We start from the raw sequence: 26343 nt of genomic DNA on the forward strand, positions 1-26343 counted from the left end.
AATTCCGGCAGATTGCCGGAAAGGTGCATGCATCAGAGGGCGCCGCAGCGGGGACTCAGGCCGGACTGCTGATCGAGGCAGGCGCACGCATCAGCGTGTCGCGTGGCAGTTCGCCGAACACGCGGCGATAGTTGTCGGCAAAGCGCGAAAGGTCCCACAGGCCGCAACTGAGGGCGACCGCCTTGACCGATTTACGGTTGGCATCGGCCATGGACAGCCCGCGACACGCCGCACACAGGCGCAGCATGGACAGGTAGCGATTGGGCGACGTACCGAACAGATCCTCGAAGGCGTAGCGCAGGGCACGCTCACTCACCCCGGCAGCGTCACAGATCTCATGCATGTAGATGTAGCGGCGCAGGTTCTGCCGCATGAAGTTTTCGGCACGCTGCGCGATCAGGTAGTGCGCCCGGCGCGCACGCGTGCTCCCCGGGCGCTCCTGGCCGTCGGCCGCCAGCAGCGCCTGCACATGGTCATGCAGCAGCGACTCGACGGCATCGGCCGGCACCCCGTCACCGGCTGCATCCAGCCACGTGGGCAGCTGCGCATAGCGTTGCGCGAGACGCGAGGTTCCAGCGCCCGCATCGGCCTGGAACAACGACAGCGCCTGGCCCGAAGGCAGGCTGCTGCGCAGGCTCAGCTCGGTCAGCTTGCGCTGCACCCGGCGCATGGGTGTCAGCATCAGACTGAGCCGGGTGCCGGCGCTGAAGGCAAATTCGCTGATGCCTTCCGGCAGCACCGTCAACGCCATGCCGGCGCTCAGGGTCACCCCGTGGCACCAGCTGTGCTCCTCGTCGGTGGCATGCACGAAGCCCAGCAGGCACCAGTCCTGCGGCAGCATGAAGCGCCCGCGGAACTGGAAGCCACAGGTCGCCGTGCAGAACAGTGATTCATCATGGACCTGCGACTGGATCAACGCGCGCGGACCATTACCGTCCAGCAGCACCAGTTCCAGTTCGCAGACGCGCAGCACACCACCCAGCGTTGCAAGGTCGAATGACCTCAGCGCTGTTTCTCCACCGCCATCCACCACACCATCTACCATGACAGTGATGCTCCCGGTTGGCCTGCATCCCCTTGCGCGTTAATCACTGCGCGGGGCCACGTTCCTGTAATGCGCGTGCGTTTTCAATACCCCGGCGTATCGCCAGCAGCGCGGGAAAGTAAATACCCTCTCCTGCTCCGGCGACCTATCCACAATCCGACGTCCTGGATTTCGCGCAGTATGCATCAACTCCGATGGCGCCAGGCGAGCCATTCGCGACAAAGCGCTAACTGACTGAACTGTTTCTATTTTTGGCCAACAACGCATAGGTTTGCGTCAAGAAAGCGTCGTCACATCGCCTTCACCAAATAAATACGCCACCTTCATCGAATTATCTTTACATCGGAGCCACGCCACCTGATATTGGCGCCGGGGGAATCGGCCAGGTAATTAAAGTTGAATACCAACCTGCCGATTTTGTGCATTACCCGCCGACGTGCGGGATGAGGATTATCAAACGCAGTCCTGGCAGCTCCATGGCGGACACCAGGCGGGATAACAGGGGGAATGCAATGGACATGCTGGATACATCACGACGGCTTCTCTGCCGCATTCTGCTAAAGCGGTCACATATTGCCCGCCGCAGGATGCCGCCTGCGCCCTGTTGACCGGATCGTGTCCGGCGGGCCGATGCCCGTCCGGACCTGCGGCCGTCGCTGGCCGCACCCCTGTGCAGGGAGCGCACAGGTAAACCCGTGGCCCCCGGTGGAACCGGACCGCGCCATCCCATGCAGGCACCACGTTGTATTGACTGGAACAGGGAGAAGACCGTCATGAACACCTCCATCCGCAGCTTCATCGCAGAAGACGATGGCGTCACCGCGCTCGAGTACGGGCTGCTGGCCGCCGTGATCGCCGGCGTGCTGGTACTGGCCGGCAAGGAAGGCCTCACGGACATGTTCACCACACTGTTCACCAAGCTCAAGGAGCTGGTCAGCACGTCCATCGGCGGGGCGGGTACGTCCACCACCTGATCCCTGGCGCCTGGCGCCAGGCCATCTGGATGCAGCTGCCCGCAGGCACGCGCCTGCGGCAACGGCGTCGTTTGGCCTGGCGGCCCGGAATGGATTCGTCGTTCGGTTCTGGAGGGCGTACCGGATGTCCCTGTTGCCGCTGTTGGCCATGTTGTTGAGCCTGCGGATCGCGATCAGCGATCTGTATGCGCGGCGCGTGCCCAACGCCTGGCTGGCGGTGTCCGCGTCGGCCGCGCTGGCGTGGCTGCTGGGCAGTCGCATTGCAGGTGCCGACGACGCGCTGTTGCCGCATGTCGGTGGTGCGGTGCTGGGCCTGGCGGCCCTGCTTCCGTTCTATGTGGTGGGCTGGATGGGCGCAGGCGACGTCAAGTATTTCGCCGTGCTCGGCTTGCTGCTGGGCTGGCAGGCGCTGCTGCCCCTGTGGCTGCTGAGCAGCCTGCTTGCCGGTGCCCATGTGCTGGGCCTGGTACTGACGCGGCAACTGGCCGCTGCGCTGCCGCTGCGGCTGCAGCTGCTGCGCGAGCGCGCCGTGCAGCACTGGCAGCGCCGCCCGGTCGCACGTGATATCCGCGGTGCGCGCCAGGGTCGGGTCGGCATTCCCTATGCGGCCTACCTGGCGTTCGCCACGGTGGCCCTGGTGCTGTGGGACCTGCACGGAGAGGCATCATGAAACGCCCCACCCACGCGCGCGGCGCGGCCACCATCGAGTTTGCGTTCATGCTCATCTTCGGCCTGGTGCCGTTGCTGATGCTGACCTATACCGGCGTCATGATCATGGCGGTGCAGCAGACCTTGTCGTTGGCGTCCGCCGAGGGCGCGCGCGCGTCGCTGCGCTACGCCACGCCGCCCGAGCGCCGGGTGGCCGCCTGCCAGGCGGCGAAACGCTCCATGCAATGGCTGCTCACCTACGCCGGCCAGAACCCGGATTGCAGCGCGGCGGGCGCGCCACCCATCGTCGTCTCCGCGCCCAGCCCCTGTAGTGGCCTCGCCACGGCGCAATGCATGCAGATCTCGGTCAGCTACGACTATCGCGCCAAACCCTTCCTGCCCGGTACCGGCCGCGTCTATGGCTGGGTGATCACCGAGCCGATCCGCAGCACCGCCGTGGCCCAGCTCGACCTCGGCACACCGTGATGTTCCGCGCTCTTTTCCTGGAGACCGTCGCATGCTCAAACTGACCCGCATCGCCGCCGTTGCGTTGATCGCACTGGCCCTGGTGCTGGCCCTGGTCGCCGTGGCGGTCAGCCGGCGCGCGCCGCAGACGGCGGCGGCGCCCCTGCCCCAGGTGGCCGGTCAGCCGCGCCAGTGGCCGGTGGTGGAAGCGGCCGCGCTGCTGCCCGCCGGCCGCCCCATCGCCGTCACCGACCTGCGCATCGGCGCGGCAGCGCAGGCCCCGGTGGGCGGCTACAGCACGCTCGCCGAGGCGACCGGCGCGGTGCCGGTGCGCGATATCGCGGCGGGCACCGCGCTGGAGAGTGGGCTGATGGCGCAGGGCTATTCGCTGCGGCTCAATCCCGGCGAGCGCGCGCTCGCGGTGCCGGTCGATGAGCTGGTGGCCGCCGGCAACCGCATTCTTCCCGGCGACTATGTCGATGTGTTCCTCAACCTGCGTGCACCCAGTGGCATGAACACCGACGGCCAGGCGCAGGCCCGCCTGCTGCTGTCGCGCCTGCGGGTGCTGAGCTACGGCGCGGCCGACACCGCGCCCGGCCAGGCGGCAGCGCGGCAACCGGCCAACGGCGACCGCGACAGCCGCGCCGAAGACATCCAGGGCGGCACGTCCTCCTCAAGCACCGGCAACACCCCCCAGGCGCCGGTGCGCAGCGCCGTGCTCGCGGTGCCGGTGGCCGACGCCAACCGCCTGCTGCTCGGCGCGCAGCAGGGCAAGCTGTTCCTGGCGCTGCGCAACCCGGCCGACGTCGGTCTGCCCGACCAGGCGCTGTTCGCGGCCGCACCCGCCGTGCTGAGCCCGCGCCGCGAGCTCACTCCCGAGCAGCGCCTGACCCTGGCATCGCCGGAGAACGATGCGTTCGCCGGCATCGACGCCGACGCGCTGGCCGGGCGAAGGGGCAGCCGCGTCCCCGCGCCGGCCGCCACGCCCGCCTTCGCGCCCACAGTACGACGTACGGCACCGCGGCTGGATCGCGGCGTCGAGATCATCCGCGGCGATGTTTCCTCCCACAGCGGCTCGCGCTGAGCCTTCGCAGAGAGCTTCCATGACGTCACGGCCTGCACCCCTGCACTGCCTTTCCCGCTGGCGCCCGCGCCTGGCCCTGCTGCTGGCGTGGGCGCTGTGCCCGACGCTGGCGGTGGCCGCGCCCGACCTGGTGCTGCAGACGCGCGAGCAGCGACCGTGGACACTGCCGGCCGACCTGGAGCGGGTCGCCATCGCCGACCCGGGCGTGGCCGACCTGGTGATGCTGCGCGAACCGCGCCAGGCGCTGCTGGTGGGCAAGCGTGCCGGCACCACCACGCTGCTGCTGTGGCGCCGCCAGCAGAGCGAGCCGCAACGGCTGCAGGTCGACGTGCGCAGCGCGGTCCAGGGCGCGCTGCCATCGCCGGACGACCTGCAGCTCACCGTGCAGGACCAGCAGGGCCTGCTGCAGGGCAGCGCCCCCAGCCTGCTGGCGCACGAGGACAGCCGCAAGGCCGCACAGTCCACGCTGGGACGCGAGGGTCAGCTCGCCGACGTCTCCACCGTGGCCAGCGGCGGCGTGGTGCAGGTGGAAGTGAAGGTGGTCGAGTTCAACAAGACCGTGCTGCGCCAGATCGGCATGAGTTTCGCCAACCGCAACAACGGATTCTTCTACGGCATCACCCGACCCGGCGGCACCCTGCCCGGCGTGGACACGTCCGGCGATGGCGGTGGCGACCCGGGCGTGGTCACCAACCCGCTGTCCTCCGCGTTCGGCCTGGTGTTCAAATCGCTCACCCACGGCTGGGATGCCAACATCGACCTGCTGCAGAGCAACGGCATGGCCCGCGTGCTGGCCGAGCCGACGCTGGTGGCGCTGTCCGGGCAGAGTGCCAGCTTCCTGGCCGGCGGCGAGCTGCCCATCCTCGAACCGCAGGGGCTGGGCACCACCACCGTGACCTTCAAGCCGTTCGGCATCGGCCTCACCGTGACCCCGACCGTGCTCGGCACGGGCCGTATCGCACTGAAGGTCGCGCCGGAAGCCAGCGACCTGAACTATGCCTCCGGCATCGCCTACAACGGTGTGCAGATTCCCTCGATCACCACGCGCCGCGCCGACACCACGGTGGAACTGGGCGACGGGGAGACGTTCGTGATCGGCGGGCTGGTCAGCAACACGGTCAGCTCCAACGTGGACAAGATTCCATTGCTGGGAGACCTGCCGATCATCGGCTCGTTCTTCCGCAACCTGAACTACAAGAAGGAGGAAAAGGAACTGGTGATCATCGTGACCCCGCGCTTGGTGCAGCCACTGGCCAAGGGCACCACCGTGCCATTGCCCGGTGACCGCGAGGCGCGCCCGAACCTGCCGGTATGGGGCGCCTGGCTGCTCAGCCCGGCGTCTTCCGACCAGCTCCCCGGCTTCTCGCGCTGATCCGCATGCAAGGACGCACCTGCTCATGTCTGCCTCCCTTCAACTGCTCCACCCGACGCCCCCACCCATGACCCTGGTGCTCTACGCTCCCGCCCGCGACCTGGCCACGCTGCTCGAGGCACGCCTGCCGGTGGGCATGCGCGTGCACTGGCAGGACAGCGCCGGTTCCGCCGCCGCACTGGACCCGCACCGTCGCGCCGGCCCCTGCGTGGTGCTGCTCGACTACCGCCGCGAACCGGCCGCCGCCTCCAGCGACCTGGCGCGGCAGTTGCAGCGTACACATCCGGAACTGGCGCTGGTGGCGGTCGGCTCCACCGCACCGGCCGAGGTCGATGGCATCGTGGCGGCAGTGCGCGCCGGGCTCCGCGACATCCTCGACCTGGAATCGCCCACCGCCGATATCGACGCCGTACTGCGCCGCGCCGCCGCGGTGCCGACCAGTGTGCGCAGCGTGCCTGCCGACGCCGTGCACAAGGCGCGCCTGGTGCTGCTGCTGGGCGTGCGTGCGGGCGTTGGCAGCAGCACGCTGGCCGCGCACTTGGGCGTGCTTGCCCAGCAGCTGGGCCATCCTGGTGCCGCGGATGGCAGCGTGGCCGAACCGCAGCCGCCCTCCAACGCCACCCTGCTGCTCGACCTGGGCCAGCCCGCAGGCGACACCGCGCTGTACCTCAATCTGGACAGCCAGTTCCATTACGACGATGCACTGCGCAACGCCAACCGCATCGATGCCACGCTGGTGCGCACCGCCATGACCCGGCATCCCGGTGGCCTGACCCTGCTGGGGCAGCCGGCCGGCAGCGACGGCGGGCCGATCGCCGACCCGGCGGTGCTGGTGCAGCGCCTGCGCGGGGTGTTCGAAACGGTGCTGTGCGATCTGGGCGGCGTGCCGGTGCGCCAGGTGCCGCGCTCGCTGTTCAACAGCGCCGACGAAATCTGGCTGGTCGCCGACCAGGCCATCGGCACGCTGGTCTCGCTCGACCTGGTACTCAAGCAGCTGGAGGCCATGGGCGTTCGCGATGCGCGCCTGCAGCTGGTGATCAACCGTCACGAAGAGGACGGAGGGCTCAGTCCGGCGCAGATCGCCGAGCGGTTCTCGCTGCCGCTGCTGGCCACCCTGCCCGACTGCCACCGGCTGCGCAGCAGCGCCAACCACGGCCACCTGCTGCTGCAGGATGCCCCGCGCAATCCGTACCTGCGCGCCCTGACGCCGCTGTTGCTGCACCTTGACCAGGCCGCCGCACGCGCCTTGCCGCGCAGCTGGCGGGAAAAGATCGCTCTTGCCCTCGGTGGTCTCCAATGGAAGACAAAGTAATGCCCTTCACCGTGCCCCCCGCCGATGCCGACGGACCCGCCCCGGATCCGCATGCGCCGTTCGCCCAGTCCGACGAGTACCAGAAGGTGCTGGTGGCGGCGCACGAACACCTGCTCAACAGCATCGAGGATGAGCGCATCGACATCGATGCGTGGGCACCGGACACGGTGGCGCGCTACGTGCACACGCAGACCGCGATCTTCGTGCAGGAATGGCGCATCCCGGTCAACGAGTCGGAGATGGAGATCGTCGCCGCCGCACTGGTCAAGGAGCTGACCGGGTTCGGCCCGCTCGACGACCTGCTGCATGACCCCAGCATCGAAGACATCCTCATCAACGGCTACAAGGACATCCATGTTTCCCAGGGCGGGCGGCTGGTGCGTGCCCCCCAGCGCTTCAGCGACGACAGCCACCTGCTGCGCATCCTGCGCCGCATCCTGGCACCGCTCGGCCGGCGCCTGGACGAATCCAACCCGATGGTGGACGCGCGCCTGCCCAATGGCGGCCGCCTCAACGCCATCATCTCGCCGCTGGCCGTGGACGGGCCGATGGTGTCCATCCGCAAGTTCCGCAAGGATCCGTTCACGCCCGACGAACTGCTGCGCATGGGCACCTTCGACCCGCCCATGCAGGCGCTGCTGCACGCCATGGTGCTGGGCCGCTGCAACATATTGGTGTCCGGTGGCACCAGCTCGGGCAAGACCTCGCTGCTCAACGCGCTGGCCAGCTACATCCCCGCCGACGAGCGCGTGATCACCGTTGAGGATACGGCCGAACTGTCGCTCAACCACCCGCACGTGGTGCGCCTGGAAAGCCGCATCGGCGGCTCCGACGGCCAGGGTGCGGTGAGCATCCGCGACCTGGTGCGCAACAGCCTGCGCATGCGCCCCGATCGCATCGTGGTCGGCGAAGTGCGCGGCGCGGAAGTGCTGGAGATGCTGCAGGCGATGAACACCGGCCATGACGGCTCGATGGCCACCATCCATGCCAATTCGCCGCGCGACTGCCTGTACCGCATCGAGATGCTGGCCGGCTTTGCCGGCTTCCAGGGCAGCGAGGACAGCCTGCGCCGGCAGATCGCCAGCGCGATCGACTTCATCGTGCAGATCTCGCGCCTGGGCAGCGGCCGCCGCGTGCTGGTGTCGATCACGGAAATCACCGGCGTCAGCGACAACATGATCAGCACCCAGGAGATGTTCCGTCACGAAGTGCAGATCGACGCCGAGGGCAAGGAACGCGACCGCTGGATCGGGCTGGGCTTCCACCCGCATTCGCACAAGCTCGAACCGTTCCGCCGGCAGCTGCGCGACGCGTTGGACGGAGGCTACTGAGCATGGCCACGGTGCTGTTGCTGTGCAGCGCGATGCTGGTGCTGGTGGCGGTGGCCATCGAGCTGTGGTGGGGCGCGGGCCGCCGCGAGCGCCAGCGGGTCTCGCTGCAGCATGCCGAGCAGCGCCTGGCCGCCCCCCACGTGCCCACCCTGGCCGGCGTTGCGCCGCGCTCGCCCACGGCGCCGATCCCCCCTGCGGTGGCCAACGGACTGCCGTGGGACGACGTGCTGCAGCGCGCCGCGCTGCGCCCGGGCTGGCGCCTGCCGCTGCTGTGGCTGGCCATCGGCGCGCTGCTGGCGTGGATGGCGGCGGCGCGCATCGGCACCGGCTGGATGTGGCCGATCACGCTCGGCCTGTATGCCCTGGTGCTGGGCGTGTGGATCTCGCGGCGCATCGTGGGCATCAAACGTCGGCTGCTGCGCCAGCTGCCGGACTTCCTCGACAACCTGGTGCGCCTGAGCGGGCTCGGCAACAGCCTGCAGATGGCGTTCCAGGTCGCCAGCCAACAGGTGCCGATGCCGCTGCGCGGGCTGCTCGACGACACCTTGTCCGGCACCCGCAGCGGGCTCGACCTGGACCGCGCGTTGAGCCAGGCGGCGCGCCCGTACCGGCTCGACGCGCTGGAAGTACTGGCGGTGGTGCTGGGCGTCAGCATCCGCATCGGCGGTCGCTCCGACCAGATCCTGCAACGCATGAGCGACTTCATGCGCGACCTGGAACAGGCCCAGCAGGAACTGATGGCCACCACTTCCGAGACGCGCATGTCGGCGTGGGTATTGGGCCTGCTGCCACCGCTGTGCGGCCTGTTGATGGCGATCGCCAGCCCGGACTTCTTCCAGCCGGTGCTGCACGCGCCGCTCGGCCACAAGATCCTCGGCGGCGCGTTGGCGCTGGAACTGATCGGCGCGTTCCTGCTGTACCGCCTGGCGCGTTCGCTATGAACGCCAGCACGCTGTGGACCGCCGCCCTGCTGGTGCTTGCCGCCGGGCTGGCCCTGTTCGGCATTGCCGGGCTGCTGCTCAGCGGGCGCCAGCAACGCACCGCCGCCACCCTGCAGAGCGCGCTGCGCAGCCGCGACGGCAGCGCCCCCGCGCCCGCACCGGCCACCCCCGCTGCCGCGACCGAATCCGGCCCGCGCGGGCTGGGCTGGCTGGCCGCGCTGGGCGAGCGCTTCAACGGCGGCCGGATCGAAGCGGCGCTGCTCGCGCCCGAAGACCGCCTGCTGCTCGATCAAGCGGGCTGGAACACCCGCATCGGCACCGCCATCTTCCTCGGCCTGCGCCTGCTGCTGGCGGCACTGTGCCTGGTGCTGGCGCTGCTGCTGTTCGACACCAGCGGCATCCAGCGCCTGTTCGTCATGCTGGCCGCACTGGCGTTCGGCGTGCTGCTGCCGAAGTTCGCGCTGCGCAGCTGGGCGGCCCGGCTGCGACAGCGCGTCAATGCGGAGCTGCCGCTGCTGATCGACCTGCTGCGGCTGCTGCAGGGCGTGGGCTTCAGCATGGACCAGAGCCTGCAGACGCTGGGCGAGAAACTGCGGGGTGCGATCCCGGTGCTGGGCCGCGAGATACAGCAGGCCAATATCGCCTACATGCACGGGCGCACGCGCCAGCAGTCGTTGCGCCGGCTCGGCGAATCGTTCGGCGACGAGGACCTGGCCAGCCTGGTGCAACTGATGTTGCAGGTACACGAACACGGCGGCGCGGTGCAGGAACCGCTGCGCCAGTTCAGCCTGCGCCTGCGCGAACAGCGCCGCGCCACCCTCAAGGAAAAGGTCGGCAAGCTCTCGGTGAAGATGACCGTGGTGATGATGCTGACCCTGCTGCCGGCGCTGATGCTGGTGTTGTCCGGCCCGGCGATCATCGCCCTGGCCGATGCCATGACCAAACTGGGCACCTGACCATGCCGAACCGCACCGCTTCCCTCACCCTGCTGCTGGCTGCCCTTGCCGTGTGCAGCGCCTGCCAGTCCACGAAGACCGCCTACCGCCCGGACCCGGTCAGCCTGGCCGGACCGGACACCCCACCACAGGACGACAAGCGCCTGTACCTGGAGCTGATCGGTCAGATGCAGCGGCAAGGCGCGTACTACGCGTCGCTGGCGCACGTGGATGCCTACCGCCAGCGGTACGGCGACAGCCCGGCGATGCGCCTGCTGCAGGCCGACGCACTGCGCGAGACCGGACAGCTGCCCGCGGCACGCTCGCTGTACGTCAGCCTGGCCAACGGTCCGCAGGCGGCCGCCGCGCGGCACGGACTGGGCCTGATCGCGATACGCGATGGCGACGATACCCAGGCCGAACAGGCGCTGGCGCGCGCGGTGCAGCTGCAGCCGTTGAATACCGACTACCTCGGTGACCTCGGCTTCGCGCGCCTGCGTGCGGGCCAGCTGGAACAGGCCCGCGAACCGCTGGCCAAGGCCGCCGAGCTGGCCCCCGGCAACCCCAAGGCCAACGCCAACCTCGCCGTGTGGGCGCTGCTGCGCAACGACACCGCCATGGCCGAGCGCATCCTGCAGAGCGCAGCGCTGCCCGACGCCACCCGCCAGGAAGTGCGGCGTCTGGCTCAGCAGCTGCGGCAACCCCCGGTAACGCGCGCGCCGGCCGCGCCGCCCCGCAGCGCAGCCAACACCACCGCCAGCACCGCGGTGGCGCGCGGCACCGCAGTCCCTGACCGCAGCGACGCCCGGATCGCGCCCCCGATGCTCGAACGCTTCGGTGGCGCCGATTCCACAACCGAGAGCACACCATGACGTCCTTCGCCTGCCGCTTCGTCGTCCCTCATGCACTGCTCTGGCTGGCTCTCGCTGCGGCGTCTGCGGCCGGCGCGCAGCAGCGCCCACTGACCGGTCAGATGCTGGGCGAGCCCGGTGCCCCGCCGACCACGCCTGCGGCGGCGCCCGCTGCGCGTCCTGCACCTGTGCCCGTCACCACGCCTGCCCCGCTGGTACTTGCCTTGCCGGCACGCGCGCAGATCGGCGATACCACCCGCGCCCTGCTGCAGCTGCAGGCCAGTGGCGAACACGCCGGCGGGCACCTGCCGATCCTCGGCGACCAGGCATCACTCAGCTACGCGCGCTATCTGCAGAGCTTCTCGCATCCGATCCCCGAATACCTCGAGAAGAGCGTGCGCAAGGACGTATCCGGTTCCGGCAGCGGGGAGTAAGCAGATGAGCGCGCCAGCGTCGACGAGGATGGATCCGCCTGCCCCGGCACCGCAGCGGCAGCGCGGCGGCATGTCGGTGACGATGATGATGGTCATGGTCGGGCTGGTGAGCATGCTGGGCCTGGTCGAGATCGGCTACCTGTACTGGGCCAAGCGCGACGTGCAGAAGATCGCCGACCTGTCCGCGCTGGCCGGTGCGCAACGCCTGGACCTGTGCAGCGCCGACCGCGCCGACAACAGCGCCGCACGCCTCAACGCCCTGAACGCCAACCGCTTCCCGGGCACGCTGCAGGTGCAGTGCGGCGACTGGAACCCGACCCATGCCAGCACCGATCACTTCATCGCGCCCGCCGCGACCGCACCGGTGAACGCGGTCAAGGTCGTGGCCGAGCGCTCGGTGCTGCCGTTCTTCGGCCAGAACCAGAGCCTGCCCACGGTACGCGCGCAGGCCGTGGCGACCCGCGCGCCGCCGCTGGCGGTGTTCAGTGTCGGCTCGCAGCTGCTGCGCGTGAACGGCAACACGCCGTTGGGCAGCGTGCTCAAGCTGGTGGGGGTCGACCTGGACCAGACCACCCTGCTCGGGTACGACGGGCTGGCGCAGGCGAAGATCACCCCCAACGGCCTGCTCAAGGCATTGGGTATCCCCGTGGATGCCAACATCAGCGTGGGCGACTTCAACGCGCTGCTCGCCGCGCACAAGGTCTCGCTCGGCCAGCTGCTGGACGCCACGGCCAGCGTACTGGCGCAGAGTGGTGCGGCCAACGTGGACCTGCGTGCGCTGCGCAATGCACTGGCGGCGCAACTGGACATCGACACGCTCAACGTGCAGCTCGGCAGCGATGCCGCCGGCAGCGGCCTGTTCGGCCGCATCGTCGCGCCGGACGGCCCCGCCACTGCCGCGCTGGAGGCGCAGGTCAGCGCGCTCGACCTGCTCACCACCAGCATCAGCATCGCCAACAGCGGGCGCGCCGTCGCGGTGAATCATCTCGACGTACTGGGCGTGCAGGCGAAGGCGGCCGTGATCGAGCCGCCGTCCATCGCCATCGGCGGGGTGGGCGCGCGTGCGTACAACGCACAGGTGCGCGTGAACCTGGACATCGACAGCAACACCCTCGCCTTCGGCCTGGGCAAGGTGCTGACCGCGCTCGGCATCCGCCTGCGCCTGCCGATCTATGCCGACGTCACCAATGCCATGGGCACCGTGACCAGCCTGCAGTGCGCGGCGCAACCGGCCACGGCAACCATCCAGGTGGATTCCTCCGTGCTGCGCGCCTGCGTCGGCAAGGTCGCCGACAGCGACAAGTTCTCCACGAAGAACGTATGCGACGCCAGCCTGCAGAACGAACAACTGCTGACCCTGTTCGGTGCGCCCCTGATCAACGACCGCATCCAGCTCAACGCACTGACCCATAGCGAACGCCTGACCCTGGCCGCCGGCGAGACGAAGTCGACCTGGATCAACGGCGCGCAGATCGGCACGGCAGTCAACGACCTGGTGCAACAGCTGCTGCGCGTGCTCGGCGGCATGCTCAACCCGGCGACCAAGGGCATGGATACCAGCACCACCTCCGGGCAGCTGGCCGATCAGTTCCTGAAGGCCTCTAACCCCGGCAACGGCCTGTACGACGTGGACAAGACCATCGCACTGCTGCGCAACGGCTCCTCCGCACAGGGCATTCCCGCCTTCGGCGACTGGACGGTGCACAACGGCGTGCCCTACGCCTGCGGGCTGCTCGGTCTGGTCACCTGCTACAAGGATGGATCGGCCTGGGACGGCTACCGCGCCACGGTCACCGGCCAGGGCCTGGGCGTGCTGGACGGCCTGCTCGGCACCCTGCTCGGCGGCCTGGTGATCAACCGCTGCAGCGGTCTGGTCAGCACGCTGCTGGCGTACAACGCGTGCGTCAAAGGCAACCTGACCTCGTACCTGCAGACCGCCCCGGCCGGCGTGCTCGATGCCTACCAGGGCAGCGGCGGCGTGACCGACCCGGGGACCAATTCCGTGGCCTGCAGCGGGCTGCTCTGCACCCTGCTGCGGCCGGTGCTGGAGGGCGTGCTGAAGCCGCTGCTCAACGGCGTCGGCACCCTGCTCACCAACACGCTGGCAAGCGTTCTGGGGCTGGAACTGGGACGTACGGACGTGCACCTGCAGGCCACGGCATGCAATCCTGCACAGTTGGTTTACTGAATTGGAAAAACAGGTTCCACAGGCGGATGCGGCCGCCCGTGGGACACGCTAGACTGCCGTGGGGACTGGGTTTCCAGACGCTTTTTAACCGCTGATCCGTTCTTGGATGATCTGATGATGCGAGAGAAGAAAGGGGTTGTTTCCGTCAGCCGTTGCCTGTTGCTGGGCGGCATGCTGTTGTCGTTGGCCGTTGTCCCGACGGCGTACGCCAAGCGCGCACCCAAGGGTGAGGCCGCCGACGCCGAGCGCACTGCGCCGGCCGTGCGCAACACCGTGGAGGAACTGCGCCAGCTGATGGATTCGCAGCAGCTCACCGAGCTGCGCACCACCTACAACGGCAGCTACGGTGCCAGCCTGCTGTTCAACACCGGCACGCTGCAGTATTACGTGTCGCTGTTCCACGAAAAGGAGTTCTGGCGCGTCATCAAGACCGATTCGGTCGAGAACGCCGAGAAGGTCTACCGCACGTTCGTGGGGCAGACCGAAGAACTGGCGCAGGTGTACATCGACACCACGCGCCTGGAAGCGGGCAAGCGCTACACCGAGAACCTGGTGGCCTACAACGAGCAGCGCCTGCGCAGCCTGCAGCAGGAAGCCGACCTGCAGCGCCAGCAGGCACAGCAGGTGAGCAGCTCGATCCAGCAGGCCAAGCAGCAGGCGGTATCGCTGAGCACGGACCTGCGCAGCTCGCACACCCAGCTGGACCAGCTCAACCAGCGCATCCAGGCGCTGCAGGCGCAACAGGGCAACCCGGAGCTGTCGCTGCCGGTCCCGGAAAACAGCACCCCGCAGCCCACCCCGCCAACACCCTCGGGCCACTCCGGCACCCCGTAAAGGAACACCGACGGGGTAGAAGCGACGGGTAGAAGCGACGGGTAGAGCCGACTGGGTAGAGCTGACTGTTAGTCAGCTGCTCTTGGCACGGACGTCAACGGCAGCGGTGGGTAGAGCTGACTGTCAGTCAGCTGCTCTCCGCGCGCACGCGAACGGCAGCGGTGGGTAGAGCTGACTGTTAGTCAGCTGCTCTCCGCGCGAACGTCAACGGCAGCCGACTAACAGTCAGCTCTACCGGCAACGGCAACGGCAGCGGACTAACAGTCCGCTCTACCGGCAAGGGCAACAGCAGCGGTGGGTAGAGCTGACTGTTAGTCAGCTGCTCTTGGCGCGAACGTCAACGGCAGCCGACTAACAGTCCGCTCTACCGGCAACATCAACGTCAACGGCAGGCGGACCAGCAGTCCGCTCGTACCCTACCGCCGGCGGCAGCGCCAATACCCCCGCCACGCTGCGCACGTTCGAGGCGGTATCCCGCCACGCGGGCGACGCACATCCCTGAACGACCTGCCGCGCACTCCCCCCTTACACTGTGCGCATCTCTCCATCGGAATCCGCCATGACCGACACCGACATCCCGCTGGTCTTCTACGTGACACTGCGGGTCAAACCCGAACAGATCGATGCATGGCTCGAGGCCGTGCATGCGTTGATCGACCGCATGGCGGAGGAACCTGCCTTCGTGTCCTGCGACCTGCACCGCGACGCCAGCGATCCCACCGTGTTCACGCTGTACGAGCGCTGGAATGAAGAATCGGTGGAGGACTTCCTGGCCCACCAGTCCACCGACTACCGCGCCGCCTACGACGCGCTGCTGCCGGACCTGCTGCAGGCACCGCGCGAGCCGCAGGTGCTGGAGCTGCTCCAGAGCTGGGCGTAAAAAGCGGCACAGCCGACGGGTAGAACCGACTGGGTAGAACCGACTGTTAGTCGGCTGCATTTGATTTTTGCCGACCTGGTAGAGCCGACTGTTAGTCGGCTGCATTTGATTTTTGCCGTCTGGGTAGAGCCGACTGTTAGTCGGCTGCATTCAATCTTTGCCGACTAACAGTCGGCACTACACGTGCGGCACTACACGTGCGGCACTACACGCACGGCACTACATCCACGGCGGCCCCAGGGCCGCCGTGCAGTGCAATCAGGCTGCCGCGGCAACCTGCTCGCTCTGACGCTTCACCAGCGCGTTGAAGCGCGCCAGCGAGGTCAGGTGGTGGTGAACCGAGGCCAGCCAGCCGTTACGGTGCCAGGCCACGACGATGTCGTCGGGCAGCTTGGCGAGCTTCTCGACGTCCACCACCTGGAAACCGTTCACCGACATCTTCTCGCCGGTGTTCAGGGTCACGTCGATGCTGCGCTCCACCAGCAGGTCATTGGCCAGCAGCGCGGCGCTGAACTGGCGGGTCTGCTCGTGTTCGCGGGTGAAATCGGCGCAGAACTTCATGGCGTTGTCGACCAGCTCGGTCGCCTTGCCATCGACGAACAGCGGCTCGCCTTCATCGCTGACGCCTTGGTTGACCTGTTCCGATTCGGCATCCAGCGCGAGCAGGAAGTTGCCTTCATCGTCAGACTGCATGAACACGAACGGGTAACGGCGCAGGTAGGCCGGCGCGTAGGTGTCGTCGGCCCACTTGCCATCGGTCACGAACAGGTTGCTGCGGGCCAGGCCCACCGCCACGATCGGCGCGGCGTCCTGGCCGGTGAACAGGATGGGGAAATGCTGGGCGGCCATGCCGAACTCGCCGATCACTGCCGGGATGGCGTTGGTTTCAGCGGCGAACGCCAGCGAACCGGGGCGCAGGCGCCAGTTGGCGTGCTTGTCCGATTGCAGCGGCAGCGGCTGGCGGTAGAACAGCGGGCCGGTAGCCTGGGCCGGAGCGGCCGGCGGAGTAGTCGTTTCAGCAGTCATGGATTAGGTCAGGTACGACGCGCCAGACAGCCCGGGCGCGAAAGCGGGCACCGCATAGATCGGCCACTATAGCGTGGCTGTTTGACGATTGCGTGCCGCCGGCCTGCAGCCGGCTACAGCTCGGTGAATTCGCTGCACTGCGGCATGGGCGCGTCGGGCTGGTAGCCCTGCCCGCTGAAGCGCAGCGTGCGCTGGAACGAGCAGGCGCGGTCGGTCTCCGTCCGCAGGTCCCTGCGGGTCAGGCGCGGCATGGCCAGGGAGTCGCGCTCCCGCGACACGCCGGCCGGATAACGGGTGGCGCTGGTCGTGTAGCGAAGCACCGGCATGCCCTCCGCGCCCGGATCCAGGCGCAGTTCGGCGGTGAAGGTGTACTCGTCGTGGCAGGCGCCGGCGCGCTGGGCCATGTCCTTCTCGCTGAAGCAGGCCCGGATCATCGACGAGCCATCCGACGGCAGCTCCAGCACGGCGTCGATCTGGATGCCGTCGTCCTGGTGGTAGAGGCGGCTCAGGGACAGGCGGGACGCGGTGGCGCCCCCGCCGGAGTACGCCGTGTTCCACTCGGCCAGGACCCCCACCAGGACATTCTCCAGCGCGGCCTGCTGCGGGTCGTGCGGTGGCCGCGGCGCCCCGATACCCGGCGCCATGCGGACCAGGTACGGCCACGGCTGGTAGTTCCGCATTTCTTCGCCCGCCACCAGGGGCACGTAGCGGACGCGCGGCTCGGCCTCACCCGCCACCTGCTGCGTCACTTCCAGCTGCGCGGCGCCCTCGTCGCCCTCACGGGTCGTGCGCACGCACCACTGCCGATCCGCCGTGCAGTACCAGGACGAGGCACCCTCGGCGCGCTCCCTGGCATCCACCGGCCCCGCCTGTTCAGTGAGCCGCTCGAGCCGGTTGCCGGCGCGGTCGCGCTGGACAGCATCGGGCGCGGCCAGCGCCGTGGGCAGCTGGAGCGCGAGCAGCAGCGCCATGGCCGCATACGCGGCGGTCCGATTCAGCATCCGTGTCATGGCCTTCCTTCCGTTGCAAACGTCGATGATAGCCCGTCGCCGGATCCGGCCCAGCGCACGCCGTGCAACGCGCCGGCGGCGCCGGTCAACACCGCGCAAGGGTCCTGCCGTTCCTCGCCGCTGGCCTGCAGGCCAGCCTCCACATCGGCCTGCCCGCGCGCGCGCCCTGGCCGTGCGTTGCGGAAGCGGTCAATACGTACTGAACGGCACCTCGACCACCTGCCCGCTGCCGCCGCTGGCAGGCAGCAGCGTGTAGCGGTCCAGCGCGCCATTCTCGTCGGCCAGCGGCAGGCGCCGGAACTGCACGGTCCAGCGGCCGCTGCCGACCTTGACCGTGCCGCTGGGTTCCAGCGCAGCGCCGGCAGGCAGAAGCAGGCCGCCGAGGTCGCTGTAGGCTTCGGGCAGGTCGGAGAACGGGTACTCCACCAGCTCGGCATCGCGGGTCATCGCGTACACGTACGGGTCACCCTGGCGGCGGTTGCGTTCTTCGCTGCCCAGCAGGTCGGCGATCCAGACCCCGGGCAGGCGGTAGCGGGTTTCCAGGGCAATGGCATCCAGGCGCTCGCTGTCCACCACCAGGCAGCACACCGCGCGCTTGCTCTCGCGGTCGAGAATGGCGAACCGCTCGCCCTTGTCTGCAGCCGCAGGCAGCAGCGCGAAGGCGAGATCCTGCAGCACCGGCTCGCTGCCACTGGCCGAATGCAGGTTGCGCCACCCACCGAAGACAGGGTTGCCCGCAGCCCCCGCCGATCCGGCGAGCATCATCGCGGCCAGCACACCCGCGCGCCCTGCCGTTGTCCATGATCCGTGCCGCATGCCGTCCATTCCGTTGTCAGTGATGCCGCAGGCGCAGTCGACGCGTGCTCGGCGTGGCGCCACTATGCGCCCGCCCCGGATGCCCGGCAATCCCATTGCGGCGTGCTGGTCGCGACGTGGCGTTGGCGTTGCCGCGCGCGCATGGGCGATGATCGCGCCAGCCCCGCCACGGAATGCCCATGCGCCACCGACCGATCACGCCCCTGCTGTTGTCCCGCCCGTGCCGGCTTGCGCTGCTGCTGTCCCTCGCCGTTGCGTCGGCGGGCTGCACCGAACACGGCAGTACCCCGGCGCCCGAACCTGCGTTCGCCCTGCTGCCCGACGCGGTGGCGGTGGACGGTCTGCTGCCGGGTGGCGAGACGGCGCTCAAACGCGTGCACTTCCGCGACCGTCATGGCGAAGGCCTGCTGGTGGTGGAGCGCAGCGACGAGACCGTGGACGATCCCGACGGGGAAACCCTGGACGTGGCGGTGTTGACCGCGCGCTTCCACGCACGGCCTTCGGCGCAGGCGGCGTGGGACAAGCACTGGCAGCGCCAGATCCGCCAGCCCTGCCCGGGCCTGGACCTGGATGCCGGCTGGTTCCTCGACCGGGTGGGCGTCACCGACCTGGATGGCGACGGCCAGGCCGAGATCACACTGGCCAGCCACACGTTCTGCGGTGGCGGCATCGATCCGCAGCAGATCCACATCAGCCTGATCGACGGCAGCAACCACTACGGCATCGAAGGCGAGTCGCTGGTGACGCTGGACGGCGAGCCGCCGTTCGGCGGCGAGCGCCACGACAGCGACACCCTGGCCGGCGCGCCGGCGCCGTTCGTGCGGCACCTGGACACGGTGTGGTCGCAGCTGCGCGAGGCGCCGGGCGACGCCGCTGATGGCGCGCCGTAAGCGCAGTGCTCAGCCGATCACGATGTAGTCGCTGACCTGCTTGATCCCGCCATGCCCAGCACGTTCCAGCGCCACGTAGCGCCCGCCGACCTGGTCGATGGCGATGCAGTCATCCACGTCCAGCAGTGCATCGGTATGCGGCTTGATCCACTGCGCGTCGCGCAGTGTCTTGGCCTTGATCCGGGCGTTGGCAAGGTCCGGCGCCACCAGCAGCAGGTAGTCGTGCACCTCGCCGAGGGCACCGGGCACGTAGCCGCCCAGATTGACGAAGAACAGCCGCGGGGCATCGGGCGCGGGCGCAGCGTTGCCGAATCGGACGCGATAGTCCTCCACGCCGTCCACCGCCAACCAGCCATCGATGTGCAGCCCCTTGGCGGCACCGAACCAGTCCTGGCGCAGCTGCGGGTAGGCGTCTTCGATGCGCTCGACATTCGCGAACACCACGTCGTGAACCTCGATCCGCGCGCGGGCATGGCGCCCGCCCAGCATGAACACGTGCAGCACTACCGGCTCCTTCGCCTCGTCCAGGCGACAGTGTAGCGGCGCCCACACGCGGTCCGGACGACGGCGGTGGTATGGTCGGGGCTGGCAACCGCAGGAGCGACCCATGACGTCCCGTTCGCGCAACGTGATCCCGCTGGTGGCCATCGCCACCGCCCTGACCCTGTCGGCCTGCGCGACCTCGCCCGGCCCTGAAATCCCGAGCTCGGGCCAGTGCCATGACACCCGCCTGGGCTGGGCGGTCGGCAAGGTGGCCGATCAGCCGACCCTGCGCAAGCTTCTGCTGGAGAGCGGTACTGGCCTGATCAACCCGATCGGCCCGGAAACCATCGTCTCGCATGACACGCGCACGGACCGCCTGCGCGTGTACATCGACAAGAACAACATCATCACCGCCGCCCGCTGCGAGTAGTGCCAGGCCCTGCCTGGCTGCCCGGCGATGACGCCGTGATCGCCGCCGCTCCGACCGGCGCTACGGCACCAGATGCCCGCGGCGGATTTCGCTGGCCAGTGAATCGGCGCTGATATCGGCCAGCGTCCTGGCGCCGGTGAGGGTCATCGCCACGCGCATTTCCTTTGCCACCAGATCGAGCAGGTTGGCTACGCCGGCCTCACCCTGCGCGGCCAGCGCGTAGACGAACGCACGGCCGAGCAGGACCCCGTCGGCCCCCAGCGCCAGCATGCGCACCACGTCCAGCCCGCTGCGGATGCCGGAGTCGGCCAGGATCTCCACCTCGCCCTTGACCGCATCGGCAATGGCCGGCAGCGCGCGTGCCGTGGACGACACGCCGTCGAGCTGGCGTCCGCCGTGGTTGGACACCACGATGCCATCGGCGCCAAAGCGCACCGCGTCGCGCGCATCTTCGGCATCCAGGATGCCCTTGATCACCATCGGCCCGGACCAGAACGCGCGGATCCACTCCAGGTCCTGCCACGAAATGGAGGGGTCGAAGTTGCTGCCCAGCCAGCCGATGTAGTCGGCCAGACCCGTGGGACTGCCCCGATAGGCGGAGATGTTGCCCAGATCGTGCGGTCGCCCGCGCACGCCCACATCCCAGGCCCAGCCCGGGTGCGTGACGGCCTGCAGCATGCGCCGCAGCGGGGCGTTGGGGCCGCTCATGCCCGAATGCGCATCGCGGTAGCGTGCGCCCGGTGTCGGCATGTCCACGGTGAACACCAGCGTGGTGACCCCGGCCGCCTTGGCCCGCTCCAGCGCGTCGCGCATGAAGCCGCGGTCCTTGAGCACATACAGCTGGAACCACATCGGCCGGTCGATGGCCGGCGCCACTTCCTCGATGGGGCACACCGACACGGTGGACAGGGTGAACGGAATGCCCCGGCTGGCAGCGGCGCGTGCCGCCTGCACCTCGCCCCGCCGCGCATACATGCCGGTCAGCCCCACCGGGGCCAGCGCCACCGGCATGGCCATGCGCTCGCCAAGCAGCTCGGCCTCCAGGCTCAGGTCGGACATGTTGCGCAGGATGCGCTGGCGCAGCGCGATGTCGGCCAGGTCCTCGACGTTGCGGCGCAGCGTGTGTTCGGCGTACGCGCCGCCGTCGATGTAGTGGAACAGGAACGGTGGCAGCCGGCGCTGTGCGGCGGCGCGGTAATCGGTGGAAGCAGAGATGATCATGGCCCAACCATGGCGGAAACAGGCGCGGCGCGCCCATTAGACCAAAGATCTACCCCGGTGCAGCGGGCCTGCGGTCACCCGCAGCCGCAGGCGCTGGACGGCCCCTTCAGTTCCACCGCATTGCCATCGGGGTCGCGCAGGTAGAGCGAAAGCCCGTCCCCTTCCGCCCCCATGTTGCTGCTCACCTTCCCTTCTACTGCAATCGCGTGCATCTGCAGGTGCTCGCGCAGCTGCCCCTCGTCGAACGGCTCCACGCGCAGGCACAAGTGTTCCAGGTTGCGCCCCTGCGCACCCGCTGCCGCCCCACCGCGCTGGCCGAGCGAGCCGTCCACACTGATCAGATCGATCATCGACGCACCGGCATGCAGGTGCACCATCCCCAACGACGGACGCTCGCGCGCGACCGTGCAACCCAGCACGTCACGATAGAACGCCACCGACCGCGCCAGGTCCTGCACGCGCAGCACGACATGGTCGATACGTTGGATCTCGAACGGGCGTTGAGTGCTCATGACGACTCCAGCTTCTTGGACAGCCGACGGAAGACCGTCAGCACCACGACACACATGACGCTCACGCCGATGGCGATCACGTACTCCCCGATGCCGACCGCGATACCAATTGCGGCGGCCATGATCAATGAACTGGCCGTGGTCAGGCCACTCACCTCGTCCTCGCGGCTACCCCGCAGGATGGTGCCGGCCGCCACGAAGCCGACGCAGGCCACCACGGCTTCGATCAGGCGCACGGGGTCCACCTGCAGCAAGTCGCGATAGCGCTCCTGCTGGAAGTGCTCGGCAATGCTGTCGCCCAGGCCGACGATGAGGGCCGCTGCACCCGCAATCAACATATGCGTGCGCAATCCCGCCGCGTGCTTGCCCAGCTCGCGCTCAAGACCCAGCACGCCACCGAACAGCATCGCCGCGGCAATCCGCAGCAGGATCGAAAAATCTTGTTCCAGTCCCATCCACTTCTCCTCGCCAATGCGCGAAGCGTTGCGTGATGGTCGTGGCAGCGCCGTGAAGTCCGGCGTGAGTGCGGCGTGCAGGAGCGGGGTCGTCCCCGCTCCGGGCCGATCACTGCGCCAGGTAGCCGCCGTCGATAGCGTAGTAGGTGCCGGTGGCGAACGACGCGTCCGCGCTGGCCAGCCAGGCCACCAGTGCCGCCACTTCCTCGGCCTTGCCGAGCCGGTTGAGCGCGTGCTTGGCTTCCAGCGCCTTGCGCACCTCCGGGTCCATCTTGTCCAGCAGGGGCGTGGCGATGAAGCCCGGGCCGACCGCATTGATCCGGATGTTGTCGCTGGCGTGTTCCCACGCGGCGGTCTGGGTCAGTCCGACCACGCCATGTTTGGCCGCCACGTAGGCGGCGGAATTGGCGAAGCCCACCTGGCCCAGGATGGAGGCCATGTTGATGATGCTGCCGCCCTTGCCCGCCTTGCGCAGCGCCTGGATCTGCGCACGCTGGCACAGGAACACGCTGTTGAGGTTGACGTCGATGACGCGCTTCCAGCCGTCCACCGGATAGTCGCCGCTGGTCGCCGACGGCCCGCCGATGCCGGCGTTGTTGACCGCGACATCCAGCCCGCCCAGTTCCTGCACGGTGCGCTGCACGGCCGCCTCCACCGCCTGCTCGTCGGTGACGTCCAGCGCGATGCCGATCGCCTTCACGCCGCGTCCGCGGATGGCCTCGGCGGTCTTCTGCACGGCGTCGTCCTTCAGGTCCCACACCGCGATCGCCGCACCGGAGTCGGCCAGCAGTTCGGCCACGGCCAGGCCGATGCCGGAGACGCCACCGGTGACGATGGCGACCTTGCCCTTGAGTTGGTAATCAATCATTGCGTTTGCCTCTGCTTGAGTCACCCCACCCTACGCCTCGAATGCGTTACGCAACGTGCACGCAGCGCCCCGCAACAATGCTTCCCATCGCTGCAACGCACCCGGGCCTATGCTGGGTGTCGTACCCCCGCACGACTTCCTTCCCCAAGGCACTGCACATGACCCAGACCACTGACGGTACGTTGTTCACCCCCACCCGGCTCGGCGCGATCGAGGTCGGCAACCGCATCGCGATGGCCCCGCTCACGCGCAATCGCGCCATTGAAGGGCGCGTGCCCAATCCGCTCGCCATCCAGTATTACGAGCAGCGCGCCAGCGCCGGCCTGATCATCGCCGAGGCCACCCAGATCAGCCCGCTCGGCCAGGGCTATCTCGACACGCCGGGCATCTACAGCCAGGCGCAGATCGATGCCTGGCGCAAGGTCACCGACGCGGTGCACGCACGCGGCGGCCGCATCGTGCTGCAGCTCTGGCATGTCGGCCGCATTTCGCACACCAGCCTGCTGCCCGAGGGCGAAGTACCGGTGGCGCCGAGCGCGCTGCGCGCCAACGGCAAGACGTTCACGGCCAAGGGCTTTGAAGACGTCTCCGAACCGCGTGCGCTTCGCCTGGACGAAATTCCCGGGCTGATCCAGGACTTCCGCCAGGCCGCACGCAATGCGATCACCGCCGGCTTTGACGGGGTGGAAGTGCATGCCGCCAACGGTTACCTGATCGACCAGTTCCTGCGTGACGGCAGCAACCTGCGCACCGACGAGTACGGTGGCAGCATCGAGAACCGCACGCGCCTGCTCGACGAAGTGGTCCGCGCCATTGCCGCCGAGATCGGCGCCGATCGAACCGGCGTGCGCCTGTCGCCGGTGACGCCGGCCAATGACGCGCACGATTCGCAGCCGCAGCCGCTGTTCGAACGCGCGGTCGAACGGCTCGACGCCATTGGCGACCTGGCCTTCATCCATGTCATCGAAGGGGCGACCGGCGGCCCGCGCGACAACATTGCCTTCGACTACGCCGCGTTGCGGACCAGGTTCAAGGGTGCGTGGATCGCCAACAACGGCTATGACAAGGACAGTGCCACCCAGGCCATTGCGTCGGGGTACGCCGACATGATCGCGTTCGGCCGCGCCTTCATTGCCAACCCGGACCTGGTCGAACGCCTGCAGCTGGGCGTGGCACTGTCCGAGCTGGACCCGGACACGCTGTATGGCGGTGGCGCGAAGGGCTACATCGATTACCCCAGCGTGTCCGGCTGACCGCCAGACACGCGGTAGCGCCGGGCGTTCCCGGTGTGCGGGGCGCCGGCCAACGGCCGGCGCTACCGCTCAATAGACCGGCAACGAGATGAACGATGCGTTGGCCGGTGCATGCCACACCTGCTGGGTCGCCTTCTGGTAATCGCCGGGTTTGGCCAGGTAGATGTTGGGCACGAAGGTCTGCGGGTTGCGGTCGTACAGCGGGAACAGGCTGGACTGCACCTGCACCATCACGCGGTGGCCGGGCTGGAAGACGTGGTTGGCGGTCGGCAGGCCAAACCGGTAATCCAGCACCTGGTTCGGCGTGATCGCCTTCGGGTCGCTGAAGCTTTCGCGGTACCGTCCGCGGAAGATCGCCATCGACACCGCCAGCTCGTAGCCGCCCATCTCGGGGGTGGACGGCACCTGGTCGGGATACACGTCGATCAGCTTCACCACCCAGTCGCTGTCGCTGCCACTGGTGGCCGCCTGCAGATTCACTTGCGGCGCGCCACCGATCCGCAGCGGCGCGGTCAGCGGTTCGCTCACGAACGTGAGCACATCGGTGCGGCCATCCACGAAACGCTGGTCCTTCACCAACCAGCTGGTCCACATGTCGCGGTCGGCGAAGCGCACCGGCCGCGGCACGAACGGCACCGGCTTGGCCGGATCGGAGACATAGGCGTCGTAGGTCGCCTCACCCGGCTGCGGCGCCTCGAACGACAGCTTGCCACCGGCACGCAGGTACAGCGGCCGGGTCTGCGCGGCGGTGCGCGGCCACTGCTGCAGGCGGTCCCAGTGATTTTCGCCGGTGTTGTAGATCAGCACCGGCGGCGTGTCGGCCTTGGCGGCGCCATCCACGAGGTACTGGTCGAAGAACGGTTTGAGCACATCGCGGCGGAACTGCAGTGCGGTATCGCCGTCGAATTTCAGTGCGCCCAGAGCGCTGCCATCGTAATTGACCTGGCTGTGCCGCCAGGGCCCCATGACGAGGTAGTTGAGGGTATTGCTGCTGTCACGCGGCTCCATTGCCGCATAGCTGTGCACCGCGCCCCACATGTCTTCCTGGTCCCACAGGCCCTGCAGCCACAGGGTTGGCACCTTCAACGGGGTCTTGGCCATCTGCGCATCCAGCGCCTGCTCCTGCCAGAACGCGTCATAGGCGGGGTGCTCGATCAGCTTGTGCCACCACGGCAGCTGGTCCAGGCCATTGGCCTTGGCGTAGTCGCCGGCGGAACCGGCGCGCAGGAAGGTGGTGTAATCGTCGTAGCCCACGCTGGGGATGGACGGGCCCTTGCCGCGCTTGGCCAGCTGGCCGGTGAAGTAGCCGAAGTTGACCTGGCGGAACGCGCCGTAGTTGAGCCAGTCATCGCCCATCCAGCCGTCGATCATCGGGCTCTGCGGTGCGGCCACCTTCAATGCCGGATGCGGGTTGGTCAGCGCCATCACGACGGTGAAGCCCTCGTACGACGACCCGAGCATGCCGACCTTGCCGTTGCTCTCGGGCACGTGCTTGACCAGCCAGTCGATGGTGTCCCACGCATCGGTGGCATGGTCGACCTGGGTGCTGTTGAGCGGCCCGCGCAGCGGCCGGGTCATCACATAATCGCCTTCGGAACCGTACTTGCCGCGAATATCCTGGAAGACGCGGATATAGCCGGCATCGACGAAGACCTCGTCGCCCTGCGGCAGGATGTCGCGCATGTGCGGCGAATCGATGCGCTTGGCGCGGTTGGCGGCATCGTACGGGGTGCGGGTCAACAGCATCGGTGCGTTGCGGGCGCCCTTTGGCACCACGATCACCGTATAGAGCTTGGTGCCGTCGCGCATGGGGATCATCACCTCGCGCTTGTCGTAGTCGAAGTTCGCCGTGGGCGTCACGAAGCCCTTGGCCGGAATATCCGGCTTCATGGGCGCGGTCTGCGCGGACACGCTGGCGGCAACCATGAGACTCAACAGCACGACAGGCACGACACGGACACGCATGGCTCTCTCCGGGAAGGTGATGGCGACCAACCTCCGCAGCCTAGCGCTGTTCTTTCCCGACCGATATGTGCCGATGGTTGGCCGCGAACGGCCTGTTGAAGCAAAGCCCTGGAGCCAAGG

Annotated in this window: 27 protein-coding genes; 17 read left to right on the top strand and 10 right to left on the bottom strand. The window is 68.3% G+C overall.

Annotated elements, in window-relative coordinates; genetic code table 11:
• Positions 1 to 55 precede the first annotated feature (55 nt).
• Entirely contained in the window at positions 56 to 1045 is a 990-nt protein-coding gene (locus AC3ITN_RS11035) for a helix-turn-helix domain-containing protein (protein ID WP_489390524.1), read from the bottom strand.
• A 773-nt stretch (positions 1046 to 1818) separates the two neighbouring features.
• Here AC3ITN_RS11035 and AC3ITN_RS11040 point away from each other — a divergent pair.
• From AC3ITN_RS11040 to AC3ITN_RS11105, 14 genes are all read left to right on the top strand, one after another.
• On the top strand, positions 1819 to 2019 hold the full coding sequence (locus tag AC3ITN_RS11040) for a Flp family type IVb pilin (protein ID WP_489390525.1): 201 nt from the start codon (positions 1819 to 1821) through the stop codon (positions 2017 to 2019).
• Between the two features lie 124 nt (positions 2020 to 2143).
• Positions 2144 to 2689, top strand: a complete 546-nt coding sequence (locus AC3ITN_RS11045) for an A24 family peptidase (RefSeq protein ID WP_489390526.1) — start codon at positions 2144 to 2146, stop codon at positions 2687 to 2689.
• Positions 2686 to 3153: a TadE/TadG family type IV pilus assembly protein gene (locus AC3ITN_RS11050; RefSeq protein WP_313340980.1), complete on the top strand. Its 468-nt coding sequence runs from the start codon at positions 2686 to 2688 to the stop codon at positions 3151 to 3153. The genes AC3ITN_RS11045 and AC3ITN_RS11050 overlap by 4 nt, the downstream gene beginning before the upstream one ends.
• Positions 3154 to 3184: 31 nt before the next feature.
• On the top strand, positions 3185 to 4216 hold the full coding sequence (gene cpaB / locus AC3ITN_RS11055; RefSeq protein WP_489390527.1) for a Flp pilus assembly protein CpaB: 1032 nt from the start codon (positions 3185 to 3187) through the stop codon (positions 4214 to 4216).
• Positions 4217 to 4235: 19 nt separating this feature from the next.
• The gene (locus AC3ITN_RS11060; protein WP_489390528.1) at positions 4236 to 5588 is read left to right on the top strand and encodes a type II and III secretion system protein family protein; all 1353 of its coding nucleotides are present in this window, start codon (positions 4236 to 4238) and stop codon (positions 5586 to 5588) included.
• A 25-nt stretch (positions 5589 to 5613) separates the two neighbouring features.
• Positions 5614 to 6900: a CpaE/TadZ family protein gene (locus tag AC3ITN_RS11065; protein ID WP_489390529.1), complete on the top strand. Its 1287-nt coding sequence runs from the start codon at positions 5614 to 5616 to the stop codon at positions 6898 to 6900.
• Positions 6885 to 8231, top strand: coding sequence for a TadA family conjugal transfer-associated ATPase (locus tag AC3ITN_RS11070; protein WP_313340970.1), 1347 nt, complete (start codon positions 6885 to 6887; stop codon positions 8229 to 8231). The genes AC3ITN_RS11065 and AC3ITN_RS11070 overlap by 16 nt, the downstream gene beginning before the upstream one ends.
• Before the next feature lie 2 nt (positions 8232 to 8233).
• Complete coding sequence (locus AC3ITN_RS11075) at positions 8234 to 9172, top strand: type II secretion system F family protein (RefSeq protein ID WP_313340968.1); 939 nt, start codon at positions 8234 to 8236, stop codon at positions 9170 to 9172.
• A complete protein-coding gene (locus tag AC3ITN_RS11080) occupies positions 9169 to 10128 on the top strand; it encodes a type II secretion system F family protein (protein WP_489390530.1) in 960 nt (319 codons plus the stop codon). Before AC3ITN_RS11075 ends, AC3ITN_RS11080 begins: the two co-directional genes overlap by 4 nt.
• Before the next feature lie 2 nt (positions 10129 to 10130).
• Complete coding sequence (locus tag AC3ITN_RS11085) at positions 10131 to 10979, top strand: tetratricopeptide repeat protein (protein WP_489390531.1); 849 nt, start codon at positions 10131 to 10133, stop codon at positions 10977 to 10979.
• Positions 10976 to 11392 carry a DUF3613 domain-containing protein gene (locus tag AC3ITN_RS11090; protein ID WP_489390532.1) on the top strand — a complete coding sequence of 139 codons (417 nt, stop codon included), beginning with the start codon at positions 10976 to 10978 and terminating at the stop codon, positions 11390 to 11392. The genes AC3ITN_RS11085 and AC3ITN_RS11090 overlap by 4 nt, the downstream gene beginning before the upstream one ends.
• Before the next feature lie 28 nt (positions 11393 to 11420).
• Positions 11421 to 13580 (top strand): TadG family pilus assembly protein, encoded by a 2160-nt coding sequence (locus AC3ITN_RS11095; RefSeq protein WP_489390533.1) that lies wholly within the window; start codon positions 11421 to 11423, stop codon positions 13578 to 13580.
• Between the two features lie 117 nt (positions 13581 to 13697).
• Positions 13698 to 14414: a DUF2968 domain-containing protein gene (locus AC3ITN_RS11100; RefSeq protein ID WP_489390534.1), complete on the top strand. Its 717-nt coding sequence runs from the start codon at positions 13698 to 13700 to the stop codon at positions 14412 to 14414.
• Between the two features lie 559 nt (positions 14415 to 14973).
• Positions 14974 to 15294, top strand: coding sequence for a putative quinol monooxygenase (locus AC3ITN_RS11105; protein WP_313340961.1), 321 nt, complete (start codon positions 14974 to 14976; stop codon positions 15292 to 15294).
• A gap of 258 nt (positions 15295 to 15552) precedes the next feature.
• On the opposite strand, the gene AC3ITN_RS11110 is transcribed toward AC3ITN_RS11105, so the two are convergent.
• The 3 genes from AC3ITN_RS11110 to AC3ITN_RS11120 form a co-directional block, all read right to left on the bottom strand.
• The gene (locus AC3ITN_RS11110; protein WP_489390535.1) at positions 15553 to 16320 is read right to left on the bottom strand and encodes a SapC family protein; all 768 of its coding nucleotides are present in this window, start codon (positions 16318 to 16320) and stop codon (positions 15553 to 15555) included.
• Between the two features lie 113 nt (positions 16321 to 16433).
• On the bottom strand, positions 16434 to 17330 hold the full coding sequence (locus tag AC3ITN_RS11115; RefSeq protein WP_489390536.1) for a hypothetical protein: 897 nt from the start codon (positions 17328 to 17330) through the stop codon (positions 16434 to 16436).
• Between the two features lie 189 nt (positions 17331 to 17519).
• On the bottom strand, positions 17520 to 18146 hold the full coding sequence (locus tag AC3ITN_RS11120) for a decarboxylase (RefSeq protein ID WP_313340954.1): 627 nt from the start codon (positions 18144 to 18146) through the stop codon (positions 17520 to 17522).
• Positions 18147 to 18325: 179 nt separating this feature from the next.
• On the opposite strand from AC3ITN_RS11120, the gene AC3ITN_RS11125 reads away from it, so the two are divergent.
• Positions 18326 to 19036, top strand: coding sequence for a M949_RS01915 family surface polysaccharide biosynthesis protein (locus AC3ITN_RS11125; protein ID WP_489390537.1), 711 nt, complete (start codon positions 18326 to 18328; stop codon positions 19034 to 19036).
• Between the two features lie 9 nt (positions 19037 to 19045).
• Here AC3ITN_RS11125 and AC3ITN_RS11130 read toward each other — a convergent pair whose 3' ends face one another.
• Positions 19046 to 19540, bottom strand: coding sequence for a DUF1543 domain-containing protein (locus AC3ITN_RS11130; protein WP_489390538.1), 495 nt, complete (start codon positions 19538 to 19540; stop codon positions 19046 to 19048).
• Between the two features lie 103 nt (positions 19541 to 19643).
• Here AC3ITN_RS11130 and AC3ITN_RS11135 point away from each other — a divergent pair, with 103 nt between their 5' ends.
• A complete protein-coding gene (locus AC3ITN_RS11135; RefSeq protein WP_489390539.1) occupies positions 19644 to 19949 on the top strand; it encodes a hypothetical protein in 306 nt (101 codons plus the stop codon).
• A 60-nt stretch (positions 19950 to 20009) separates the two neighbouring features.
• Here AC3ITN_RS11135 and lldD read toward each other — a convergent pair whose 3' ends face one another.
• From lldD to AC3ITN_RS11155, 4 genes are all read right to left on the bottom strand, one after another.
• Complete coding sequence (lldD, locus tag AC3ITN_RS11140) at positions 20010 to 21170, bottom strand: FMN-dependent L-lactate dehydrogenase LldD (RefSeq protein ID WP_489390540.1); 1161 nt, start codon at positions 21168 to 21170, stop codon at positions 20010 to 20012.
• 74 nt (positions 21171 to 21244) lie between these two features.
• Positions 21245 to 21682, bottom strand: a complete 438-nt coding sequence (locus AC3ITN_RS11145; RefSeq protein WP_313340941.1) for a VOC family protein — start codon at positions 21680 to 21682, stop codon at positions 21245 to 21247.
• Positions 21679 to 22137 carry an MgtC/SapB family protein gene (locus tag AC3ITN_RS11150; RefSeq protein ID WP_489390541.1) on the bottom strand — a complete coding sequence of 153 codons (459 nt, stop codon included), beginning with the start codon at positions 22135 to 22137 and terminating at the stop codon, positions 21679 to 21681. Before AC3ITN_RS11150 ends, AC3ITN_RS11145 begins: the two co-directional genes overlap by 4 nt.
• Positions 22138 to 22246: 109 nt before the next feature.
• A complete protein-coding gene (locus AC3ITN_RS11155; RefSeq protein ID WP_489390542.1) occupies positions 22247 to 23005 on the bottom strand; it encodes an SDR family NAD(P)-dependent oxidoreductase in 759 nt (252 codons plus the stop codon).
• A gap of 158 nt (positions 23006 to 23163) precedes the next feature.
• Between AC3ITN_RS11155 and AC3ITN_RS11160 the strand changes: the two genes are divergently transcribed.
• Positions 23164 to 24258, top strand: coding sequence for an alkene reductase (locus AC3ITN_RS11160; RefSeq protein WP_489390543.1), 1095 nt, complete (start codon positions 23164 to 23166; stop codon positions 24256 to 24258).
• Between the two features lie 69 nt (positions 24259 to 24327).
• On the opposite strand, the gene AC3ITN_RS11165 is transcribed toward AC3ITN_RS11160, so the two are convergent.
• The gene (locus AC3ITN_RS11165) at positions 24328 to 26223 is read right to left on the bottom strand and encodes a CocE/NonD family hydrolase (protein WP_313340930.1); all 1896 of its coding nucleotides are present in this window, start codon (positions 26221 to 26223) and stop codon (positions 24328 to 24330) included.
• Positions 26224 to 26343: the final 120 nt, after the last annotated feature.

The sequence above is a fragment of the Stenotrophomonas sp. KH_036_B genome (assembly GCF_057839485.1).

What these genes read in the sequence shown, in the direction of transcription:
- AC3ITN_RS11145 (WP_313340941.1), bottom strand. Translation starts at nt 21,682, where the DNA reads ATGAGCACTCAACGCCCGTTCGAGATCCAACGTATCGACCATGTCGTG.
- AC3ITN_RS11125 (WP_489390537.1), top strand. Translation starts at nt 18,326, where the DNA reads ATGCGCCACCGACCGATCACGCCCCTGCTGTTGTCCCGCCCGTGCCGG.
- AC3ITN_RS11155 (WP_489390542.1), bottom strand. Translation starts at nt 23,005, where the DNA reads ATGATTGATTACCAACTCAAGGGCAAGGTCGCCATCGTCACCGGTGGC.
- AC3ITN_RS11135 (WP_489390539.1), top strand. Translation starts at nt 19,644, where the DNA reads ATGACGTCCCGTTCGCGCAACGTGATCCCGCTGGTGGCCATCGCCACC.
- lldD (WP_489390540.1), bottom strand. Translation starts at nt 21,170, where the DNA reads ATGATCATCTCTGCTTCCACCGATTACCGCGCCGCCGCACAGCGCCGG.
- AC3ITN_RS11080 (WP_489390530.1), top strand. Translation starts at nt 9,169, where the DNA reads ATGAACGCCAGCACGCTGTGGACCGCCGCCCTGCTGGTGCTTGCCGCC.
- AC3ITN_RS11060 (WP_489390528.1), top strand. Translation starts at nt 4,236, where the DNA reads ATGACGTCACGGCCTGCACCCCTGCACTGCCTTTCCCGCTGGCGCCCG.
- AC3ITN_RS11045 (WP_489390526.1), top strand. Translation starts at nt 2,144, where the DNA reads ATGTCCCTGTTGCCGCTGTTGGCCATGTTGTTGAGCCTGCGGATCGCG.
- AC3ITN_RS11115 (WP_489390536.1), bottom strand. Translation starts at nt 17,330, where the DNA reads ATGACACGGATGCTGAATCGGACCGCCGCGTATGCGGCCATGGCGCTG.
- AC3ITN_RS11105 (WP_313340961.1), top strand. Translation starts at nt 14,974, where the DNA reads ATGACCGACACCGACATCCCGCTGGTCTTCTACGTGACACTGCGGGTC.
- AC3ITN_RS11150 (WP_489390541.1), bottom strand. Translation starts at nt 22,137, where the DNA reads ATGGGACTGGAACAAGATTTTTCGATCCTGCTGCGGATTGCCGCGGCG.
- AC3ITN_RS11095 (WP_489390533.1), top strand. Translation starts at nt 11,421, where the DNA reads ATGGATCCGCCTGCCCCGGCACCGCAGCGGCAGCGCGGCGGCATGTCG.
- AC3ITN_RS11110 (WP_489390535.1), bottom strand. Translation starts at nt 16,320, where the DNA reads ATGACTGCTGAAACGACTACTCCGCCGGCCGCTCCGGCCCAGGCTACC.
- AC3ITN_RS11090 (WP_489390532.1), top strand. Translation starts at nt 10,976, where the DNA reads ATGACGTCCTTCGCCTGCCGCTTCGTCGTCCCTCATGCACTGCTCTGG.
- AC3ITN_RS11035 (WP_489390524.1), bottom strand. Translation starts at nt 1,045, where the DNA reads ATGGTAGATGGTGTGGTGGATGGCGGTGGAGAAACAGCGCTGAGGTCA.
- AC3ITN_RS11160 (WP_489390543.1), top strand. Translation starts at nt 23,164, where the DNA reads ATGACCCAGACCACTGACGGTACGTTGTTCACCCCCACCCGGCTCGGC.
- AC3ITN_RS11085 (WP_489390531.1), top strand. Translation starts at nt 10,131, where the DNA reads ATGCCGAACCGCACCGCTTCCCTCACCCTGCTGCTGGCTGCCCTTGCC.
- AC3ITN_RS11040 (WP_489390525.1), top strand. Translation starts at nt 1,819, where the DNA reads ATGAACACCTCCATCCGCAGCTTCATCGCAGAAGACGATGGCGTCACC.
- AC3ITN_RS11165 (WP_313340930.1), bottom strand. Translation starts at nt 26,223, where the DNA reads ATGCGTGTCCGTGTCGTGCCTGTCGTGCTGTTGAGTCTCATGGTTGCC.
- AC3ITN_RS11075 (WP_313340968.1), top strand. Translation starts at nt 8,234, where the DNA reads ATGGCCACGGTGCTGTTGCTGTGCAGCGCGATGCTGGTGCTGGTGGCG.
- AC3ITN_RS11120 (WP_313340954.1), bottom strand. Translation starts at nt 18,146, where the DNA reads ATGCGGCACGGATCATGGACAACGGCAGGGCGCGCGGGTGTGCTGGCC.
- cpaB (WP_489390527.1), top strand. Translation starts at nt 3,185, where the DNA reads ATGCTCAAACTGACCCGCATCGCCGCCGTTGCGTTGATCGCACTGGCC.
- AC3ITN_RS11065 (WP_489390529.1), top strand. Translation starts at nt 5,614, where the DNA reads ATGTCTGCCTCCCTTCAACTGCTCCACCCGACGCCCCCACCCATGACC.
- AC3ITN_RS11100 (WP_489390534.1), top strand. Translation starts at nt 13,698, where the DNA reads ATGCGAGAGAAGAAAGGGGTTGTTTCCGTCAGCCGTTGCCTGTTGCTG.
- AC3ITN_RS11050 (WP_313340980.1), top strand. Translation starts at nt 2,686, where the DNA reads ATGAAACGCCCCACCCACGCGCGCGGCGCGGCCACCATCGAGTTTGCG.
- AC3ITN_RS11070 (WP_313340970.1), top strand. Translation starts at nt 6,885, where the DNA reads ATGGAAGACAAAGTAATGCCCTTCACCGTGCCCCCCGCCGATGCCGAC.